Below are 22,083 nucleotides of genomic sequence, written 5' to 3'. Positions count from 1 at the left end.
AACCATCCGCAAAAAGGCCTTTGACCTATTTGTACTGAGAAATAGATAGAGAAGTTTACAAAATACAGAGCACGGCTTCCACTGCTTCAATTATGCAGAGTGCATCAGTCGTTCATGGTAGCGTTGGATAAAATCACCACGCAAAACGCTAACGTGCCAGCAAAACAGTTCCTGTTTTGACGAAGTTAGCGCCCAAGGAATCAGTTATTTCAATCCGAAAAACGTACGTTCCCTCTACGGCTGGTTGCCCGTTGATGGTGCCATCCCAACCTTCGAGTGCGTTGTTGTTTTCAAAAAGAACCTGTCCCCAGCGGTTATACACAATCATGCGTGACTTATCCACAAATTGACCTTTAGGAGCAAAAACATCGTTGACATTGTCGCCGTTGGGCGAAAAAGCATCAGGAATAAACAGCAGCGCATTCTTCTTGAATACGTAGAAGTTGGAGTAGCTGTTGCCACTGCCGCCCTGCGCAAACCCTAAAATCCGGTACCGAAACAACTGCTGGTCAGAAACATTGGGCGAATAGCTGGTGTTCACCCCCACCGGCACTTGGTCGTATGGATTGCCCTGTTCGTCCAGAATCTCCAGTTGATAACGATTAACGGGCACTAAAAATGGTGTTTCTGGGGTCCAATCGACCGTTGAACCTGATTTGGAAGACAAATAAATGGAACAAAGAGGCTCGGAGGGCTGCGAGCGATTGCCGCAAGAATTCTCATACGCAATCCGGTAGCAATAGGATTGCTGGTTGGGATTTACGGCATTATCGACATAGGAAAGTACATTATCTAACGACGCTATTTCTTTAAAGTCTCCACTACCGTTTTCTGTACGGAAGAAAATCGTTTTGAACTTAGCGGGGGTCGCTCCCGAAGCGGGAGGAGTAGCAAAAATGTTTATTTTCCCTTCATCTTCTACCGTAACAAATGCATTTTGAACCACCGCCGGAAACTCCGTAGAAATGGCCTTTACGCACACCGAAGGCGATACCGACTCTACTCCGCCCGCCAATCGGACTGTTACCTGATAACAATATTGCTCCCCACAGGTCACATTGGCATCGGTTTGGGTAGTATTGGTACGCACACTTGCTCCGCCCAAACTTACCAGATTACGCGTAATACGATAATTCTGAAAATCGGCAGCGTTGGGATATTCTTTCCACGCGGCCACATTCTGGCGGTTTTCTGCTTTTACTTCTAAGGGCGTGGCACAAACTACATTGGAAGTTAAAGCGGCATTATTGGCACATCCATCGTTGGTATTCAGTCGGAAGCAGTACGTGTCTTTAAGCGCATTTACGTCTCTGACCGTAATGGTTGCAGTGTCTCTTGTAAGGGTTATTTGCCCCGGAAGGCCCGTAAAAGCGCCGCTATTTTGACTTACCTGCACGGATGTGGTCGTTCCCACTGGGGCTCTAATCAAGACCGCTACTGAGCCGTCGTTGTTTAGGGTTACTCTACGGATTGAAGTGGTTGACAAATCTGTACTGTTAAGAACAATAGGCGCCACAGAAATCGAACAACCTAATGATTGTCCTCCAACGCTCCCGGTGACAAAAACCGTCGCTATACTGGTTGCAGGACTGTATGAGTGCGTATATATTCCAGCTTTAGAAACATTTTCTTTTACATCGCCCCAATCTATAGTGAATCCCTCGTAGAGCTTGGTGGTACTATCATCTAGAATGGTAACCTGTATTTTTCGATTACTACAAGCTTTGGCTGTAAAATTAGGTGGTGAATACACATTAACAGTCCGACAAAAAACCGACCCCGAACCGTTACTGCCAAGTTGTAATATCTTGTAGGTACCCTGTTTAAGGTATTTATGGGTTGTAACATCTTCTGGTACATAGGGAGTTCTGAGAGGACTTCCTCCTTTATAATCGTAGATATACTTATAATTATCCCCTACCGTTTTTTCAACTTTAACTTCAAAAGGGGCACAGCCATTAGAAGAACCAACTACATTAAATCCCCCTTGTGATACTCCCATAGGAGGATTTGTACACCAATCTTCCTGTGCGTAAGAAGCTCCAATTGAAAATGCAAGTAAAACTAGTAAAAGATAGATTCTCATAGATTTGGTTATTCTTCTTTCGTTCCGTTCAAAGAACGTATCTTTGCCCACAGTTGTTTTAACTGCACAACCATGCTCACAATGAGCCAACTCAAGCGGGTAACTAAGCATAAAACGTAATTTTTGACAAACTATTTTTTTACTTGATACATGGATAGCAATAATAATACCAATTCCATACAACTTGATAGAATTGAAGATGCCATTGCCGATATTAGGGATGGAAAAATTATCATTGTAGTAGACGACGAAGATCGGGAAAATGAAGGGGACTTTGTCTGTGCCGCCGAAAAAATTACCCCCGAAATGGTAAATTTCATGGTCCGCGAAGGACGTGGGTTGATGTGCGCTCCGCTCACCGTAGAGCGCTGCGAAGAATTAGGCCTTAAAATGATGGTGGGTGATAATACCTCCACCCACGAAACGCCGTTTACGGTTTCGGTGGATTTGCTGGGCTACGGCTGCACCACTGGCATCTCCGCTTCCGACCGCGCCAAAACCATTCAGGCGCTGGTAAATCCCGAAACAAAACCGGAAGAATTGGGCCGTCCGGGACATATTTTCCCGCTTCGGGCTATGCCAGGAGGGGTATTGCGCCGCACGGGTCATACCGAAGCGACCATTGACTTTGCCAAACTGGCAGGGTTAAAACCAGCAGGGGTGCTCATCGAAATCCTGAACGAAGACGGAACCATGGCTCGTTTGCCGCAATTGCGTATTTTGGCCGACAAATTCGGAATGAAGTTGGTGTCTATCAAGGATTTGATTGCCTATCGTCTCCGTACCGAATCACTCATCAAACGTGAAATCGCGGTTGATATGCCTACCGAATGGGGCCATTTTGACATGATTGCGTACCGCCAGTTAAACACCGATGAACTGCACTTAGCATTAATCAAAGGTTCGTGGGAAAAAGACGAAACTGTGATGGTACGCGTCCATTCTTCCTGCGCCACGGGCGACATTTTCGGGTCGTGTCGCTGCGATTGCGGCCCTCAACTCCACGCCGCCATGCAAATGGTCGAACGTGCTGGAAAAGGGGTGGTATTGTATATGAATCAAGAAGGCCGAGGTATTGGTTTAATCAACAAACTCAAAGCCTACAAATTACAAGAAAATGGTTTGGATACCGTGGAAGCCAATCTTGCATTAGGGTTTAAGATGGATGAGCGTGACTACGGCGTCGGAGCGCAGATTCTGCGGGATTTAGGCCTGACCAAAATCAACCTCATTTCAAACAACCCCAAAAAGCGCGTTGGATTGATGGGGTACGGGCTCGAAATTGTGGACAATATTCAAATCGAAATGGCCGCCAATCCTCACAACGAGGATTATCTTCGGACCAAATACAACAAAATGGGCCACCGCCTGACGCAGTTCACGACCGTCAAAGAAGAATAATACCCCTGTTTTTCACAAACAAAAAGCGCCTTACTTGCTCAGTAAGGCGCTTTTTGTTTGTGTTTTTTTCACTTAAAACAACACCGCCCTAATCACCAGCGGGCTAGAGGTTGGATAGATGTTTTGAGTTCTATCGCTTGGATTCACCAAGTTATTATAACTTAAATTATACAAAACAATTAGGTTAAAGGCCCTGACAAATCTCCCACCGATGGGGGTAGAATAAGAGGCTCCCACCATTGCTGAATTTAGCCAAGTTCTTCTATAAATTTGGGAGGTAAAATCAGGATATTCTACATTTAATGATTCATATTCAGCATTTAAATTAATGCTTTCAAATATATTGAACATCCCAAAAAAACGGCCACCATAGTTATTTGAGTTAGTTTTAACCCTCGTATATGGATTTTTATAACTTGAATAAGTATAGCTAAGCCCTCCTCCCAAAGACAAGCGTTCGGTTACTTGATAACCTGCTATTGGTGAAACTCCAATACTTGTAAAAGTACCAAACGACAGCGGGCCGATACTGCCTCCCAAACGGATTTTATCAAGTGCTGAAGGGGGGCGTTGGGGGTCTTCGCTTTTACGGGGCGGCGCGTCTAGCACCTTGATAGGGCCTTCATTCTGACGAACGGGCGGCGGGGGCGCATCAGGATTAGCCGTACTTTGGGCCGTTGCCGAATAGGTCAACAACACACCAAATGCGAGCATTAAATAAGTCTTTCTCATGGTTGTCTTTTCAAATAAATACGCTTCTGTTACTATTACGTCAAAATCGAAAATTATGTTTCAAAACGAAGAATAAAGGTCGACTATTGCATGGTAAGCTCCCGGAAAACCACTTCTAGCGGCTTACCTTCGTTTTGCAAGTCTTTCAGGGAGCGGTCGGCCACTACCTGCCCACGGTTGATAATCACGACCCGGTCACAAATCGCTTCTACTTCCTGCATGATATGAGAAGAAAACAAAACCGTTTTTTCTTTGCCCACGGTTTTAATCAAGTTGCGAATTTCTACCAGTTGATTGGGGTCCAAGCCCGTCGTAGCTTCATCCAAAATCAAAACGGGTGGGTTATGAATCAACGCCTGCGCGAGTCCGACGCGTTGGCGATAGCCCTTAGACAATTGGCCTATTTTTTTTCGTTGTTCAACCTCCAACCCACAGATTTCAATCATTTCGCTCACCCGCTTCGTCAGGGTTTCGCCTTTTAAATGATATAGCGCCCCCACAAATCGCAAAAATTCCTTGATGTACATGTCGGTATAAAGCGGGTTGTGCTCGGGCAAATACCCGATACTACGGCGTACATCCATAGAATGTTGCGCCACGTCAAAGCCGTTGACTTCCACCTGACCGCTTGTGGCGGATAGATAGCAGGTTGTGATTTTCATTGTCGTTGATTTCCCAGCCCCGTTTGGCCCCAAAAAACCTACGATTTCGCCACGGCTAACGTCAAAACTTACGTCATTGACGGCCTTCTGACTGCCGTACACTTTGGTTAAATGTTGAATCCGAATGGACATGATTTTCTATAATTGGGGCGAAAATACAAAATTCTCGCGTAGGGTCTTGTATCTTTGTCAGCAGGAAAAAATGCAGTTTGAATGTCCGAAGGATAATATCCTCTTTTTAAGGAGTTATACCAAGCGATTAACATTTAACGGAAAACGTTTTATGAGATTGTCTATACGTGTTGAGTTAGTACTGATTTTGCTTTTAGTTTTGGTAAAAAACGCCCTTTTTGCTCAGCTGCCCACCATTGTCACCAACAACGTCAGCGGAGGGATGGTTTGTGCAGGCACGACAATCCCCGTGTCGTTTGTTACATCCAACCTGACCACGACCAATCGGCTGTTTATTGTTCAGCTTTCCAACGCTGCCGGCGCTTTTACCAACCTAACCTCCATCGGCACGGGTACCAGAAGTCCCATTCAGGTAACGCTCCCCGCAAGTACTTTAGGCGGAGACTATCGCCTGCGCGTAATTACCGACACAACGGGCGTGAGCTACACACCATCTGCGGTCTTTATGATGCTCAAAGCACCGACTGCTTTTTTGAGTGGTGATACCAGCATCAACGTAGGCGGTACGGCCCAATTATCTATTGCATTTACAGGCAACGGCCCCTGGACGTATACCTTTACCAATACCAACACCTCGACTACCTCAATCAACCCACTAAGAGGGTTAGTGCAACCCACTGTTTCAACCACCTACGCGCTGCAATCCGTCACCAATATTTGTGGCCCCGGCATAGTATCTGGCAGTGCCCGAGTCACGGTTTTTCCACGAATTACCACAGATTTCACCGCCACAAGTTTGTGCGCAGGTGCTGCCGTAACGGTTCCTTTTACCGTTACGGGCACTTTTGCTAGCCCTGGAGTCACGTATGCTGCTCAGCTTTCGAACGCCGCTGGAAGTTTTCTCTCGCCCACCACCCTCGGCTCAGGCACTGCAAGTCCTTTGAATGTAACCCTACCCACCAACTTGGCAGCAGGGAATTATCAGGTTCGCGTTATTGCGAGTTCGGTGGCTACGTATGTCAGCAGCAACGCCTTTACGGTCAAGCCCTTACCTACCGCAACCCTCAGTGGAACGGCCGCTGTGGGTATAGGAGACACCACAAGTTTAAGCATTGCGTTTACGGGTGATGCACCTTGGACCTACCAACTTGCCTCTGGCTCCGCAACGACAACTTCCACTAATCCCACGAAACTCGTTGTTAATCCCATGGCAACTACGAACTACAGCTTGGTGTCGGTCAGCAACGCTTGCGGCGCAGGAACGGTTTCAGGAACCGCTACCGTCACGGTAGTACCTAAAATCAGCGTAGCAGATGTCGCTTTAGGTGGAGTCTGTGTCGGAACCAACGTAAGTCTTCCTTTTTTGGTAACGGGAACGTTCACAACACCAGTTACTTACACCGTACAACTTTCGGACATAGCTGGGAGTTTTGCTACCCCGCGCGTCTTAGCTTCCGGAGCGAGTAGCCCCATCACTATTAGCATTCCCACCAACGTTGCGGCAGGCACTGGATACCGTTTGCGCGTAGTGGCTAGTGCAGCCGCCTCGTCTATCAATAGTCCAGCCTTTACGATTCGAGCGCGCCCTAGTGCCGCTTTGAGCGGAAGTTCAACCGTTAATTTCGGAGAAACAGCCTCCCTCACACTCAATTTTACGGGTGAAAGTCCCTGGACATTTACCCTTTCTGATGGCAGCACTTCCACCGCCACCCAAACCCCTTTTACGGTCAATATCACACCCACCCAAACCGCAACCTATGTGGTAAGCTCAGTACGAAACGTGTGTGGGGAAGGCACTACATCGGGCAGTGCACCCGTCACCGTTATTCCGCGTTTGCTGACCGAAAATCCAAGTACTGCCATCTGTTCGGGAAAAGACGTAGAAATCAAATTTACGGTTGGCGGCGTATTGTCGGGCACGACTGGTTTTCAGGTGCAACTTTCTGACAGCGTGGGCGCATTTACCAACCCAGTGCTGATAGGCACTGGCACCCAAAGCCCAATCATTGCGTCTATACCTGCCACTACACCCGTAGGTGGTAGGTATCGCATCAGGGTAATTGCCACGGGAGGCTCAGCCATCACCTTGGTACCTACCAATGCTTTCTTTCTAGGACGGCGTCCTGGAGCGGTTTTGAGCGGTGGTGGCACCACACCACTCAAGCCTGGAGAAGATGTTTTTTTGGTCATTCAGTTCAGCGGTGATGGCCCATGGACGTACACTTTATCAGACAATACCACTGGCACCACCTCTATCAGCCCTGCGTTGCTGACTGTTGCTCCGCAATTGCCCACCACTTATACCCTCAAATCGGTGAGCAATACCTGCGGTACTGGGAATGTTTCGGGCAGTGCGTTTGCCAACGTGATTATCACCAGCATCACCGACCTCATCAAAAGCGGCATCAATTTTTATCCTAATCCTATATCCAAACAACTGAACGTCAGCATCTCTAATACTGCCGCAACCGAATGGCAATTGGTGGATAATCAGGGAAGAATCTTAAAAAGTAATCGCTGGGAATCTCGCCCCACATATGAAGAAACCTTAGACACCCATTCATTTCCCGCTGGTGTTTATTTTATGAAGATAAAAATAAACGACCGTTGGTTCAGCACAAAAATGATGAAAGAATAAGTAAATGAATCATATATTGAGAGGTTAAAGGTTTTTTGGTTCTTATTTTGAATTTAGCCACTTTAACCTTTAACCTCTCTAATAATCCCCTATGACTGGTGCTCTTTACGGAGCAAGTCATTGACGGTTTTTACGGGGTTAAACGTAATCAAAGGTACTTCTACAAATACCGTGTTCCAATCAGACATGGAGCCGTTCCACAATCCCGGCAACTCCTGTGCTTTGAGGTCTTTACCGTCTTTTGATTTTTGGGTGATGAATCCCGTATTGGTGTCTACGTATTTCATCAGTTCAAATTTCTTGCCTTTATAGCCTCTCAACGAGCACACCAAATCGACGGGGTTGAAATGCGTAGCCGTATCAAACAGGGCTTTTTGGGCCGTATCTGTCATGTCAATCTGCGCTGATTCAACCACTTGGAGCGACGTAGTTCCGTCGGGGTTGCTGGCCCAAAACGGCCCACCGCCAGGTTCTCCCACGTTTTGTACCATACCGCACAGACGGAATGGGCGATCCAGTTTTTGTTGAAAATAGGCTAATTTCTCTGCCGAAGAAGACGCTTCAAACCCTGCGGGAGGTAGTGTAAACAAGGTTTTTTCAAAATAGTGGGTCAACTCTTCCAGCAGAGCATCGCTGGTTTCTCCGTTTTCGATCCGTTTCTGAAAATCAAAACCTTGTTGACGGTAGTTCAACAACAAAGCCCCCAGCACTTTCTTGTACGTAAAGGTGGTTTCTTTCAGACTATCAGGAACCACGTTGTCAATATTTTTGATAAAGACCACGTCACCGTCTTGTTCGTCGAGGTTGGCCAACAACGCCCCATGCCCAGCGGGACGGAACAACAAACTGCCATCGGCATTGCGGAAAGGCGTATTGTCTAAGTTGACCGAAATGGTATCTGTCGACGGTTTTTGTTCTGAGAAACTAATATCGTAAACCACCCCAAACTTATCTTCATAAAGCGGTTTTACGGCATCAATCAAGGCTTCAAAACGGCTCCGGTGTTCGGGCGAGACGGTAAAATGAATGCGCACTTTACCCCCCGAATTTGCATAGTTTGTACCTTCAATCAAATGCTCTTCTACGGGCGTACGGGCACCGTCGGGATAGGCATGAAATTTCAGGAGTCCTTTGGGTAAGTTGCCGTAATCCAGCCCCTTGCCCGTGAGCAGATAATCCGCAATCTTCCGAAATTCTCCCGCGGCCATATCGGCTTCAATGGCTCCGCCCTCCGCGGCCATGATGGTTTGTAGATCTTCAAAAAAGGCAAAATCGCGCAAGCGTTCGCTAAACTCAACGATGGATTTATCGCTTTTACCTTCATCCTTGAACGCAAATAATGCCTTAAACATACGCGTAGCGGCGCCCGAAGCAGGAACAAATTTCAACAAAGACACTTGATCGGTTTGCGCGTCAAACGCCTTCACCAATGCCTCCAATTCGTTTTCTTCGACCCGTACAATTCCATCCCCTACGGTAGCCGCTTTGAGCACTTTGAGATACGGAAAACCGTTAACAAAATGACTGATTTGTTGTTGAATAGTTTCGATTGGAATGCCCTGTTTGGCAATTTGCTGATAATCTTTTTCCGTAAACATAATTTTATAAAAGGGTTGAATAAAATCTTACACAATAAAGGGAATACAGGTCAAAAACCACTTGTAACTTGGGTTGAAAGTAAAAAATATTTCTCAAGTTGACGACCGCTTGATAAAAAAACCGTTCACAAATAATTTTCCGTCGTACCTTTGTGCAAAAAAACACCCATTAGTATGTCTACCCCATCTGAACATTCGAAAAATATCGTGATGGTTCCTTGCGCCATTTTCGAAAAAGATGGGCAATTGTTTGCCGCTCAACGCAGTAGTACCATGTCGTTACCGCTTAAATGGGAATTTCCTGGCGGAAAAGTGGATGAAGGTGAATCTGAAACCGAAGCCCTTCACCGCGAAATCATGGAAGAATTGAGCATCGAAATTGAAATTGGCCCGCGCCTCGCTCCTGCCTACAAAGAAGACCCCAGCCGTAATCGTATTATTTGTTTAGTGCCTTATATCTGTCGCATGACTAGCTCGCCCGTCATTCTTACCGAACACGCGCAGTACAAATGGGTACGCATCGACCAACTTTCAAAAGTAGACTGGGCTGATGCCGATTTGGAAGTGATTGATACATACCTCAAATACAAAGAACAACGAGCGCTTTGCTGGAATAAATCAAAGGTTAGAGTTTAATCAGTTTTCTGACAATCGTTTGTTCGCCCAGCGAAATTCGCAAAACGTAGGTTCCCGAAGGCAATTCTTCGACGTCTATCTCAAAACTACTCCGCTGGCTTTTTCTTATACTCCCCTCTTTCACCATTCTGCCATCTACATTTACCAACTCCCACATCAGTGATTGGCTTTGCGGAGTATTCACTTCTACCTTCACTTTTGTTTGGGCGGGATTAGGAAATATTTTTATCTTATTTTCTTCTTCCTGCACGGTGCCTGTAATAATCACCTTCACTAAAGCACTTCCGCTCACCACACCTGCGCCGCATACATTCGTTACTGATTTTAAGGTATAAACCGTGGGAACGGTCGGAGAAACCGCCACGGTAAAAGGGGAAAAATCCACGGTATTCGTTGAATTATCGGAAAGCGCGTAGGTCCAGGGTGGTGTGCCCTCAAAGCGCAAGGTTAATGAAGCCCGCTCTTCAAATTTAATGGCAGTATCACCGCTGATGGTGGCCGAAGCACGCTGACGTATGGCAAATACCCCCGAAGGTGCAACGTTGGCAGAGTTATTATTATCAGCAACGATACGAATCCGATAGCCCGTTCCAAGGGTAGCTGAAAGTGGGATGGTGACTTTGACGGGACTTTGGCTGCCCGAACCGATGAGCGTTGGTGTAGAAAAATCACCATCTTTGTTTGACAGTTGGGCTACGTAATTCACCGCTGTTTCAAATTGCCCCACTTGCGCAAAAGGCACATCCAACACCGCTCCGTTGCACACAGTGACCGTAGTGGGTAAAGTTGTTTCGATACGCGGCACTACCACAACGCGGGCGTTGCCAGTGGCAGAACCATCACCGCAGGCATTTGTAAGAGCAGAAAAGGCATAGAGCGTGGTTTTCAAAGGATTAACTGTCAGCGACAACGGATTAGCAGAAGTAGTACCGCCAGTGTTGTCAGAAAGACGATAAGTCCACGGGGCTGAACCTGTAAATGTCAGCGTAATATTTGCGGTTTTGCCAGCGTCAATGGTTGCGTCTCCCTTCAGCGTGGCGGTTGCTTTTTGGCGCACGCTAAACGCCGCCGAAGGTGTATAATCAAACCCCTGTGCGTTGGCAACGACCCTTATTTTATAACCTTCTCCTGCCAAAAGATTTGCGGGAATATTGACAGTGAGTGATGTTCCACTGCCACTACCCAATGCAATGGGCTGTTCAAAGCTACCCATCGCATTCGACAATTGCACGGTATAGGTCCATTTGGCGGCGTCGGTATTGGTAACCGAAAATGGCACCGTCAATGGCTCGCCGCTGCAAACGGTTTTAAGGGTTTCGGTCGTAATTTTGGGGCGGGGAAATACATCAATTTGGAAACGGTCTTCCAAACATCCAAGGCTATCGCGTACGATGATGGTAGTATCACTCAAAAGCATCAGTTCTTTGGTGTGTTTGCGACTGCCATCTGGCCAGAAATAGCTCCCTTTCCACGATGGCGCCAGTTTTACCACTTCACCGTGTCGGGCTTTCAGCTCGGTAGTTTTATTCACATTCTTGTAGATAGTAAATTGGTCATGAACAATTTGGTCTGAACCTAACCAATTAAATTCCAAACGGTTGTCTTCTACATCAATGTACGCTGACCCGCCAACCGTCGCATTTTTAAAAGGCATCGCGGGGTGAGGTATGCCATTGAAACCATTGTTTTGGCCCGAAGAACCCACGACTGCGTAGATGACCCCTTCCGTAGCGGGATTTTTGATATAGGCGCAAGAATTAGGCGACCCATCATATCTACCCGACGACGTATTGACGACGTGCCTGTTGGCATCAAATGTGCTCGAATGTTCGGTATGCCCCCGCATCAATTTTGAGCGTTCGTATAAATGACTATGCCCACTCAAGACTAAATCAACCTTGTACCGCTCCAAAATAGGCGTCAAGTTTTTGTGAATTTGGACAAGTTCATTTTCAGCATCTGAGTCGTGCGAATTTTTTGTATACGGAGGATGGTGAAACATCACAATCGTCCAAGGCTGTTTATTAGCGGCTAAATCTTTCTTCAACCAAGCTACCTGCGGGCCAAGGGTATCGTAGAGTCGGTACTTTCCTTCTTCTATGCCATAAGAGTCTAACCCAACAAAGTGAACATTGGCGTAATCGAACGAATAATACATCTTGGTCCCTGACGGCACCCCTCCAGCCTCTCCATTTTGAGCGAAGGAGAAAATGTTGAAGAACGCTACTTCCCGCTTGGTTTGGTCTCCCGAATAATACTCATGGTTGCCTGGAACAGCCCACAGCACGTTGTTTTTCAAAAAGTGATTTTGGTATATGTTAAAAAAATTATTCTGGTATTCCTCTTCTGTTCCTGTACCATAGGCATTATCCCCCAAGAGTAGTACCAAATCCGTGGCTCGGTTATTTTTTTTGATGAAGTTCATGTACGAATCCCGCACGCTCAGCTGATTAGGGGTACCACTGCCCATATCACCCATGGTCCAAATACGTATTTTTTGTTTGCTGCCCGCAGGAGCGGCGGTTTTGAAATAATAATCATTGCCACTTCCCTGCACACCGCTAGTTGTACCCACCGAATAGAAATAAACCGTATTAGGCTGTAAATCAGCCAATTTTACTTCATGCTCGGTAGTAACGGCTTCGTCAACAGCGGTACGGTTTAGCTGATCGGCAGCAAGTCCAAAGTTAATTTTGCTGTTGGCAGGAACATCTGTTCGCCACCGTATTACAATACTTGTGGGAGTCCCAAGTTGGAGATAAGGCCCTCGAACGATTTTTTGACCCCAAATTTCTCTTGCCCCCACGGTCACAAGAAGTACGATAAGAAAAGTTTTACACCACGAATACATCATAAAGTAGGATTGGCATGAAAGAGTAGACAAAAATGCACATTTTTTCACTAATTTGGTCTCCCAATTCTCAACCCTTTTTTTTCATGAAAACAATCAAAATGGCCCTTGGCCTTTACGTGCTGTTATTCTTCTGTATTTCAGCTTGTAAGACCTCGCCTGAACAAACAAAAGTGTTTACCCAAGCTGATTTTCCAGCGCCTCCCAAAGCCCCAAAAAAGCCGCAAATATTTACCAATCACGGCTACCAACGCTCCGACGATTATTTTTGGCTCAAAGACAAATCTAACCCCGAAACCATCGCATATCTAAAAGCTGAAAACGCCTACGCTGACACCGTGATGGCTAGTACCAAGGGGCTACAAAAAACGCTTTTTGAGGAAATGAAAGGGCGTATCAAAGAAGAAGACCAATCTGTTCCATCCCTCGACAATGGCTACTATTACTACTCTCGCCAAGAAAAAGGCAAACAATACAGCATCAATTGCCGTAAAAAAGGCAGTTTAGACGCTCCCGAAGAGATTATTCTAGACCAAAACAAAATGGCGGAGGGCAAACCCGCTTTCATTTTTGGTGGTTTTGAAATAAGCGACGACAACAACATAATGGCGTACGTCAGCAATACCACTGGCTCGTATGCTGAGTATGAACTGAAATTTAAAGACCTCCGCACGGGAAAAGAATTGCCCGACAAAATAGCCCGCATGGCCGGTGGTATTACTTGGGCAGCAGACAACAAAACTGTTTTTTACAACGTCCCCAACGCGGCATTACGCTCGCACCGTATTTATAAACACGTATTGGGCAATCCAAGCGACGCCCTGGTTTACGAAGAAAAAGATGAATTGTTTAACGCCTACGTGGGTCGTTCCAAAACGAAAAAAATGATTGCCATTTACGCCACGAGTTTTACAAGCTCCGAGGCCTACCTGCTCCCCGCCGACCGCCCCAACGATGCATTCAAGTCATTTTTGCCCCGTCAGAAAGACATCCAATACGGAATTGATGATTATCCTGATCGTTATTTCGTCACTTGGAAAGACCCCCAAAACAAAAACCAAAAGGTGTATGAAGCCCCAAAACAGGGCTATGAAAACCGCTCCAAATGGAAAGAAATCATCGCCCACGACCCGCAAGCCAAGATTGAAGGAGTCGAAGTCTTTGAAAAATACATGGTCGTCACTAAGCGCGTCAACGGATTACTGGAAATGAATGTGCGGGAAATCGCCAGCGGAACTACCAAAACCGTCAATTTCCCCGAACCCGTCTACACCGCCTACTCCAACGGCACGCCCGAGTTTACTTCAACTAAATTTCGTTACTCATACACTTCCCTCAACCGCCCGACCACCATTTATGACTACGACATGGTGACCAACCAAGCCACAAAGCTCAAAGAGCGAGAAGTGCCGAGTGGTTTTAATGCCGACGACTACGAGGTAAAACGCCTATGGGCTGTCGCCAAAGACGGGGTAAAAGTACCGTTGTCGATTGTCTACAAAAAAGGCATGGAATTAAACGGGAGCAATCCTTGCCTGTTGTACTCGTACGGTTCGTATGGGTATTCAACCGACGCCAATTTTAACGCAAATGTATTTAGTCTGGTAAACCGGGGTTTTGTGTACGCCATTGCCCACATACGCGGCGGCTCGGATTTGGGAGAACAATGGTATGAAGACGGAAAGTTGCAGAAGAAAATGAACACGTTCACTGATTTTATTGCCTGCGCCGAGCATCTAATCAAGGAAAAATATACCTCTTCCTCAAAACTCGCCATCAACGGTGGTAGTGCAGGGGGGCTTTTGATGGGGGCCGTCACCAATTTACGTCCTGATTTATTTAGAGTAGTGGTGGCCGAAGTTCCCTTTGTTGATGTCATAAACACCATGCTGGATAGCAGTTTGCCACTCACCACGCAAGAATATGAACAATGGGGGAACCCCAATGTCAAAAAAGACTACGACTACATGATGACGTACTCTCCTTACGATAATCTTAAAAAAGCCAATTATCCCGCTATTTTGGCCACTGGCGGTCTGAATGACTCTCAAGTAGGCTTCCATGAACCAGCCAAGTGGGTTGCCAAATTGCGCGACCTCAAAACCGACAACAATATTTTGTTGTTGAAAATCAACATGGATTCGGGTCACGGCGGCGCCACGGGGCGGTTTGACTATTTGAAAGAAGAGGCATTTAATTTTGCGTTTATTTTATCTCAAATGGGAATCTCAAACTAACATCTTTGTATATAAATGACGGAGATAAGCACTTATTTACACCTCACATGTATACCAAAATCATGTATTTCACCCATAAATTACCAACATCCATCCTCAAAAGCATTGACAAAAAAGCACAATTTCCGACTTTGTGAAGTAGACTATCTCTACTCAACGATTTGAATAAGTCTCCCCGGCAAAGATGTCATTCCTTTGTCGGGGTTTTATAAATTTTCCACCGCCCCGCATTTTATCCCACTATGAATCGTCTGCTGATTTGGGCTTGTATGAGTCTGTTTGTTAGAACGTTATTGGCACAAAACGTCGCTGTTCCCGACAGCCTTTTACGCACACCATATGATTCTCTAAAAATCCGTTCGTTAGCCAACCTGTCCCAAAACTTTATTTTCATTGGTGATTTCGACAAGGCAAGCGCCTACCTCCAAGCGGCGGTTAAAATGAACAAAACCGTACGTTCCAAATTTTGCGAAGCGGATATTATTTCTCACTATGGGCTTTTCTATCTGCACCAACACGATACGCCCAAGGCCGTAGAGCATTATTTAAAAGCGCATGAGCTTTTTGACCGTCATGCGTTCTACCGAGGCGCTTTTCTGAGTATTCATAAAGTCGGGTATGCCTATTTCAACGAACATGAGTTTAATCAGGCCGAAAAATATTACCAAAAAGCGCATCAGTACTACTTAGCTCATGCGGCTAAACTCCCCAAGAATTTCTTAGCCTATGTTCTCGAAAGCTTTGCAGCAGTAGAAGGAAAACGAAAAAACCACGAGAAAGCCCTAGTCTTCAATGAACGAGCCTTGGAAATTTACAAACATGAAAACGACGACGAAGCCTATTTTTCAGGCATGTACAATTACGCCCTTAAACTGGCACATCTAAAACGCACCGATGAGGCAGCTGCCCGTTTTAGTGAGATAGCACAGTATGCCAAAAAAGCAAAAGACAATTATTTGGAAATGTACGTTCAGAAAGGTCTTTGCGAGGTGTACCTTACCATCAATAACCCCGATGAAGCCATCAAAGTGGCAAACTATGGCATCGCGCTTTCTAAAAATCAGTCCGAACAAAAAGAGCATCAAAAGGACTTTCACCAGTTTCTTTCTCGAGCCTACGAGCAGAAAAAAGATTTTGGTCAGGCACTTTCCTACTATCGAAGTGCCGTAGCGCTGAATGACAGTGTGCGGGACAACGAAAAAAAGAAGGCCATTGCCAAAATTGAAGCCGAATTTCAAACCAAGCAAGCGCGTGAGGCGGCCATGATTAACGCCCTCAACCAGCGAAAAATAGCCGAGACGCAGCAACGGTTCCAAATAGAGCAAGCCGAGTATTTGGCCATGCTCAACGTCCAAAAAGAAAAACAGTTGGCCTTCATCAAAGCGCAGTCGGAAGTTGAAAAAACCCGGTCGATTGCGGAAATCAGCACAAAATACGCGACTGAACAAAAGGAAACGAAAATTCAGCAGTTAAACTCAGAAAATCAGAGTAAAACACGCCAAATGCAATGGCTCGCGGCTGGAATGGGGGTATTGGCACTACTGTTGGGCGGGATGATTTTTCTTTACCAAAAAGTACAAAAACAAAATATTACGCTTGCCACTCAACGCAATCAGCTAACTACCCAAAACCAAACCATCAGCGAGCAGTCCAATAAACTGGAATTGATGATGAAAGAACTCCACCACCGGGTAAAAAATAATCTACAAATCGTGTCCAGCCTGCTGAATCTACAAACCTACAACCTCGAAGACAAAAAAGCCGTACAGGCCATTCGAGAAGGGCAGCAGCGCATCGAGGCCATGTCGCTTATCCATCAGAGGCTCTACCAAAAAGAACACCTCACTACGATAGACATGCGGGAGTACCTAAGCAACCTTGTCGAAAGCATCATGAAAACGTACGGCCATACCCCTGAGGATTTTGACCTTACGTTAGACATTCAGGAACGCGAACTGGACGTAGAACTAGCGATGCCCATTGGACTCATTGTCAATGAATTAGTAACAAATTCGTTCAAATATGCCTACCAATCAACCCACCATCCGTCGTTGACCGTATCTTTAAAGAATGACAACGGAATTCTGTTGGATGTGCGCGACAACGGCCCTGGCATCGACCTTGCCACGTGGGAAGGTCGCAAAGGTTCTTTCGGCAAAAAACTGATAAAATCGCTGTCGGAACAACTGGGTGGCGAAGCACAGGTTCAGAACGACAACGGCACTTGGTATCATCTTCATATTCCGAGTACACGCCTAAAAACAGCGGCTTAATCAAAAATATCTATCGCCTTAACTACTACTCACTTCTGACTTTTTAACCCACTATGCATTCTATCAAAATCTTGATTGTAGAAGATGAAGCCGTTGTTGGACTTGATTTGGAGGCGCGCCTAGAAGCCGAAGGATACGAAATCGTGAATGTGGTAAATAACGGCCCCAAGGCAATTGAAGTCTATAAATCCCAACAAGTAGATCTTATTTTGTGCGATATTAAGCTTATCGGCAACATGACGGGCATTGAAGCCGTTCAGGAAATGATTGCGTTTCGGGAAGCTCCCGTCATTTACCTGACCGCCCAAGCCGACCGTTCCACCATAGAAGCCGCCATGAAGACTTATCCTTCGGCCTATATTACGAAGCCTTTTAATAACGAAAGCCTTAAAATTGCCATTGATTTAGCCATCAACAATTTTGCACTTCGCGCTCAAAATCAGCCGTTTACCAAAGAAAAAGAAGATCCAATAAAACCTTTGCATCCAACCCCCAAACTGCCCGACCGCGAAACCATCCTACAAATCAATGACTACGTTTTTATCAAAGAGAATTATAAGTTTCAGAAAATACAGTTGAACGATATTCTATTTTTTGAAGCCGACAAAAACTACACAACCATTCATACCGAGTCCCGAAAAATTGCCCTGCGCCTCACCCTAAACACCGTTTTGGAACGACTTTCCACCACCAAATTTATCAGAGTGCACCGTTCGTACGCCGTCAATATTGACAAAATTGATTCTTTTGATGAGCACGACCTCAACATTGGCAAATTTCAAATCCCCATTGGCCGGAGCCATAAGGAAGACTTTATGAAGTATTTTCTGTTTCGATAAATAAAAAAAGGGATGATTTAACCGACTGTCAACGCCGTCAAACCATCCCCTGATTTTTGTATTTTGGGCCGCTTAATTGGCCACTTCAATTTTTACCTTCAATAAAAATTCGTCGATTTCTATCTCGGTGGCGGAGCCGTTCAAATCAGCAACCAAATCCAACGAAACAGCCTGCACTTCCTGGCAAATGTAGTCTTTGTTGGACGTCACGGCTTCGGCCAATTCGGGACTGTTGTCTTGCACCGTAATTTTGATTTTATCGGTCACTTCAAAACCACTGTCTTTGCGTAGATTTTGAATACGATTGACCACGTCACGGGCCAGGCCTTCGCGGCGCAGCTCTTCCGTGATGGTCACATCAAGCGCCACCGTCAGGCTTCCCTGACTTGCCACCAGCCAGCCTGGTACGTCTTCGGCAATGATTTCGACGTCGTCGCGGAGCAGTGAAAAATCTCCTGACACAAGTACGCCTTCTTTTTCAATCACCGAAATATCGGCGGCGCTCAGTCCGTTGATGATGGCCGCGACTTCCTTCATTTTGGGACCGTATTTAGGCCCTAATGCTTTGAAGTTAGGTTTGATTTTTTTCTTCAAAATTCCGCTGTCATCGCTCACAAACTCAACGGCTTTCACGTTTACTTCCGACATAATGATGGGCGTAACGTGCTCAATCTGTTCTCGTATTTTTTCACTCAATACCGGAATCAATACTTTCGACAACGGCTGACGCACCTTGATTTTGTTGCCTTTGCGCAACGAGTGTACCAACGAGCAAATATCCTGCGCTAGCTGCATCGACGCCTCTAAATCCTTGTCTACCCAATATTCATCGTAAGTATGCCAATCCGTGAAATGCACCGATTCGTGCTTAAACGGGGTGTTTTTCTCAATGGATTCTTCACGAACGTGGTCAGTCAAATTCCGATACAGCCATTCGCCAAAAAACGGTGCAATTGGCGACATCAACTGCGCCACCGCCGCCAAACAGTGTTGCAGTGTTTCATAGGCGGCTCGCTTGTCGGTCGTCATTTCCCCCTGCCAGAACCGCCGACGACACAAACGCACGTACCAGTTTGACAAATCATCGCACACAAAATCCTGAATCAAACGCCCTGCTTTTGTGGGGTTATAATTATCAAACTGCTCAGTTACATCTTTCACCAAACTAAACACTTTTGAAATAATCCAACGGTCAAGCTCCGACAATTGCTCTTTCGGCACGCGGTTAAACTGCTCAATCTTATAACCGTCTAAGTTGGCGTAAAGCGCAAAGAAGTTGTATGTGTTAAACAGCGTACCAAAAAATTTACGCTGCACTTCTACCACTCCGTCTATGTTGAACTTGAGGTTGTCCCAAGGTTCGGCGTTGGTAATCATGTACCAGCGCGGCGCGTCGGGACCGTATTTATCAATGGTTTCAAACGGGTCAATACCATTGCCGAGGCGTTTCGACATTTTGTTGCCGTTTTTATCCAATACCAATCCAGTAGAAACGACGTTTTTGAAAGCAACCGAATCAAACAAAAGCCCCGCGATGGCGTGTAACGTAAAGAACCAGCCACGCGTTTGGTCAACGCCTTCGCTGATAAAATCGGCAGGATACGAAGTAAGCGACTCATTGGCCGCCGTACCACCCATACTTTGGGGGTATTTGTCCAAATTCTCAAACGGAAAGTGGAACTGCGCGTAGGGCATCGCACCCGAATCAAACCATACATCAATGAGGTCGGTTTCGCGCGTCATTACTTTGCCAGCATCCGACACCAAAAATATTTCATCCACGTAAGGGCGGTGTAAATCAAAGGCTTCAGTTCCTTTTGACTGAAGGAATGACTCATTTTTAGCTCGTTGCTCATCTGTCAAAACACTGCTTGCCAAGGCTTTTTCAAGCTCAACGGTCAACTCTTCTACGGAGCCAATGCACTTTTCATCACCTTCCTCATTGCGCCAAATCGGCAAAGGAGTACCCCAGTAGCGACTACGGCTGAGGTTCCAGTCTACCAGATTTTCGAGCCAGTTGCCAAAGCGTCCCGTCCCCGTACTTTCTGGATTCCAATTGATGGTATTGTTCAGCGCCACCAAACGGTCTTTCAGTGCGGTTGTTCTGATAAACCAGCTATCCATTGGATAGTACAACACGGGCTTATCCGTACGCCAGCAGTGTGGGTACGGGTGCTCGTATTTTTCAACTTTAAACGCGCGGTTTTCTTCTTTTAATTTTATCGCAATCAACACGTCTGTGGGCTTAAAATCAGGATCTTCCTGCTCTTCGGCCGAGTAGTATTGCTCTTTTACAAATCGTCCGCCAAACTCCCCGATTTCGGGCACAAAACGCCCCTGCTTGTCCACAATCGGCACTTCTTTGCCATTTTCATCGCGGACCATAATGCCTGGTACGCCATTGGCTTTGGCCACTCTAAAGTCATCCGCTCCGAAGGTAGGTGCGGTATGCACCACGCCTGTTCCGTCTTCGGTGGTCACAAAATCACCTAAAATAACGCGGAAAGCTTTATCGGCATCTTCCAGTGGTTGCACGTACGGGAGCAATTGCTCGTACTGAATTCCCTCCAAATGCTGGCCTTTAAACTCCATCACAATCGACCACGGAATCACCTTATCGCCTTCTTTATAAGCCCCCAACTTGGCGTCTTTTCCTTTTTCAGAAAAATATTTTCCCACCAAATCTTTCGCCAAAATGACGTTGATGGGAAGGTGTGTGTATTGATTAAAAGTTGTAATCAACACATAATCAATGTCTTTCCCAACGGTCAGTGCCGAGTTGGCAGGAAGGGTCCACGGGGTAGTCGTCCACGCCAGAATGTAGATATTGTCACTATCGGCAGCATCAAACAAATAACCTGATTTACCAGTCAATTTTAACTTAAACTGCGCAACAATGGTTGTGTCTTTTACGTCTTTATAGGTGCCCGGCATGTTCAACTCGTGCGAGCTGAGTCCCGTTCCCGCCGCGGGCGAATACGGCTGAATCGTGTAGCCTTTATACAGCAATCCTTTTTCGTAAAGCTGTTTCAGCAACCACCAGAGGCTCTCGATGTAGTCATTTTTGTAGGTGACGTACGGGTCTTCCATGTCCACCCAATACCCCATTTTTTCGGTCATGGTCAACCAGCGGTCAGTAAAACGCATGACCGCCTCACGGCATTTTTTATTGTAATCCTCGATGCTGATTTTGATGCCGATGTCGTCTTTCTTGATGCCCAACTCTTTTTCTACCTGCAACTCAATGGGCAAACCGTGCGTATCCCAGCCCCCTTTGCGCTTTACCTGATAGCCGCGCAGGGTTTTGTACCGACAAAACATATCCTTAATGGTACGCGCCATTACGTGGTGAATACCCGGAGTACCATTGGCCGACGGAGGCCCTTCATAAAACGTAAACGAGGGTGCGCCTTCACGTACCTCAACAGACTTTTCGAAGATTCGATTTTCTTTCCAAAACTCAAGGATGTCTTTGCCCAACTGTGCGTAGTCCAACCCTTTATACTCTTTATAGTTCATCGGCATTTTTGATTATAAAAATGCCGTTAATCGTCATTTGTTAAACGTTACGGGACCCTTTTTCGGCTATCCTTGTTGTTCAACCATTAACCATTAACGACTTCTATTGACAAATTTCTGAAAACGGAGTGCAAAGTTATGAATTTTTTAACTTAATCTGGTTTTAGAAACATTTCTCAATTCCTGCCTAATCGACGAAAACAATCTCAGTTTGCCGCCTTAAAGCGCCTCTTTGGGGGCTTATCCAAAAAAAATAAGTGCAGCTCCTCAACCATTGAAATCGCAGGCAATTATTCCCAAGCTGATTTTAATCATCCAAGTAGGCTCACCACCATCATTGCAGCCCAACCAAATACAGACTAAGTTTCAAACGAAACAAGAGCCATGTAGTGGAGTGGCCTCTGCGTTTATTACCTGCATAAATGTTTATGCGGTTTATCATTTTCATTCTTTATCTACTCCAAATCAGACAATAGCAC

The 22,083-nt window shown here is 45.9% G+C and carries 12 protein-coding genes; 6 read left to right on the top strand and 6 right to left on the bottom strand.

Annotated features, from left to right (window positions below):
- Window positions 1-148: 148 nt before the first annotated feature.
- Window positions 149-2,002, bottom strand: a complete 1,854-nt coding sequence (locus GVN20_RS11785; protein ID WP_166558509.1) for a gliding motility-associated C-terminal domain-containing protein — start codon at window positions 2,000-2,002, stop codon at window positions 149-151.
- Between the two features lie 234 nt (window positions 2,003-2,236).
- Between GVN20_RS11785 and GVN20_RS11780 the strand changes: the two genes are divergently transcribed.
- On the top strand, window positions 2,237-3,487 hold the full coding sequence (locus GVN20_RS11780) for a bifunctional 3,4-dihydroxy-2-butanone-4-phosphate synthase/GTP cyclohydrolase II (RefSeq protein ID WP_114462741.1): 1,251 nt from the start codon (window positions 2,237-2,239) through the stop codon (window positions 3,485-3,487).
- Between the two features lie 72 nt (window positions 3,488-3,559).
- Here the strand turns inward: GVN20_RS11780 and GVN20_RS11775 are convergent, their stop codons facing one another.
- Window positions 3,560-4,219 (bottom strand): hypothetical protein, encoded by a 660-nt coding sequence (locus GVN20_RS11775; protein WP_147277124.1) that lies wholly within the window; start codon window positions 4,217-4,219, stop codon window positions 3,560-3,562.
- Between the two features lie 83 nt (window positions 4,220-4,302).
- The gene (locus tag GVN20_RS11770) at window positions 4,303-5,013 is read right to left on the bottom strand and encodes an ATP-binding cassette domain-containing protein (protein WP_166558508.1); all 711 of its coding nucleotides are present in this window, start codon (window positions 5,011-5,013) and stop codon (window positions 4,303-4,305) included.
- A gap of 151 nt (window positions 5,014-5,164) precedes the next feature.
- Between GVN20_RS11770 and GVN20_RS11765 the strand changes: the two genes are divergently transcribed.
- Window positions 5,165-7,651 carry a T9SS type A sorting domain-containing protein gene (locus GVN20_RS11765; protein WP_166558507.1) on the top strand — a complete coding sequence of 829 codons (2,487 nt, stop codon included), beginning with the start codon at window positions 5,165-5,167 and terminating at the stop codon, window positions 7,649-7,651.
- Window positions 7,652-7,740: 89 nt separating this feature from the next.
- Here GVN20_RS11765 and GVN20_RS11760 read toward each other — a convergent pair whose 3' ends face one another.
- Window positions 7,741-9,249: a DUF4301 family protein gene (locus GVN20_RS11760; protein ID WP_166558506.1), complete on the bottom strand. Its 1,509-nt coding sequence runs from the start codon at window positions 9,247-9,249 to the stop codon at window positions 7,741-7,743.
- A gap of 174 nt (window positions 9,250-9,423) precedes the next feature.
- Between GVN20_RS11760 and GVN20_RS11755 the strand changes: the two genes are divergently transcribed.
- Complete coding sequence (locus GVN20_RS11755) at window positions 9,424-9,885, top strand: (deoxy)nucleoside triphosphate pyrophosphohydrolase (RefSeq protein ID WP_166558505.1); 462 nt, start codon at window positions 9,424-9,426, stop codon at window positions 9,883-9,885.
- Here GVN20_RS11755 and GVN20_RS11750 read toward each other — a convergent pair.
- Window positions 9,875-12,691: a metallophosphoesterase gene (locus GVN20_RS11750; RefSeq protein ID WP_166558504.1), complete on the bottom strand. Its 2,817-nt coding sequence runs from the start codon at window positions 12,689-12,691 to the stop codon at window positions 9,875-9,877. The two genes, GVN20_RS11755 and GVN20_RS11750, sit on opposite strands and share 11 nt — an antisense overlap.
- Before the next feature lie 131 nt (window positions 12,692-12,822).
- Between GVN20_RS11750 and GVN20_RS11745 the strand changes: the two genes are divergently transcribed.
- From GVN20_RS11745 to GVN20_RS11735, 3 genes are all read left to right on the top strand, one after another.
- A complete protein-coding gene (locus tag GVN20_RS11745) occupies window positions 12,823-14,973 on the top strand; it encodes a S9 family peptidase (protein ID WP_166558503.1) in 2,151 nt (716 codons plus the stop codon).
- A 242-nt stretch (window positions 14,974-15,215) separates the two neighbouring features.
- Entirely contained in the window at window positions 15,216-17,246 is a 2,031-nt protein-coding gene (locus tag GVN20_RS11740; RefSeq protein WP_166558502.1) for a histidine kinase dimerization/phosphoacceptor domain -containing protein, read from the top strand.
- 53 nt (window positions 17,247-17,299) lie between these two features.
- Window positions 17,300-18,085: a LytTR family DNA-binding domain-containing protein gene (locus GVN20_RS11735; protein ID WP_166558501.1), complete on the top strand. Its 786-nt coding sequence runs from the start codon at window positions 17,300-17,302 to the stop codon at window positions 18,083-18,085.
- Between the two features lie 72 nt (window positions 18,086-18,157).
- Here the strand turns inward: GVN20_RS11735 and ileS are convergent, their stop codons facing one another.
- Window positions 18,158-21,604: an isoleucine--tRNA ligase gene (ileS, locus tag GVN20_RS11730; protein WP_166558500.1), complete on the bottom strand. Its 3,447-nt coding sequence runs from the start codon at window positions 21,602-21,604 to the stop codon at window positions 18,158-18,160.
- Window positions 21,605-22,083: the final 479 nt, after the last annotated feature.

It is taken from the genome of Runella sp. CRIBMP (assembly GCF_009905605.1).
In the GTDB taxonomy this organism is placed as follows: Bacteria; Bacteroidota; Bacteroidia; order Cytophagales; family Spirosomataceae; genus Runella.
Note: the sequence above shows the minus strand (reverse complement) of the source record. Positions and strands in the feature narration are given on the sequence as shown.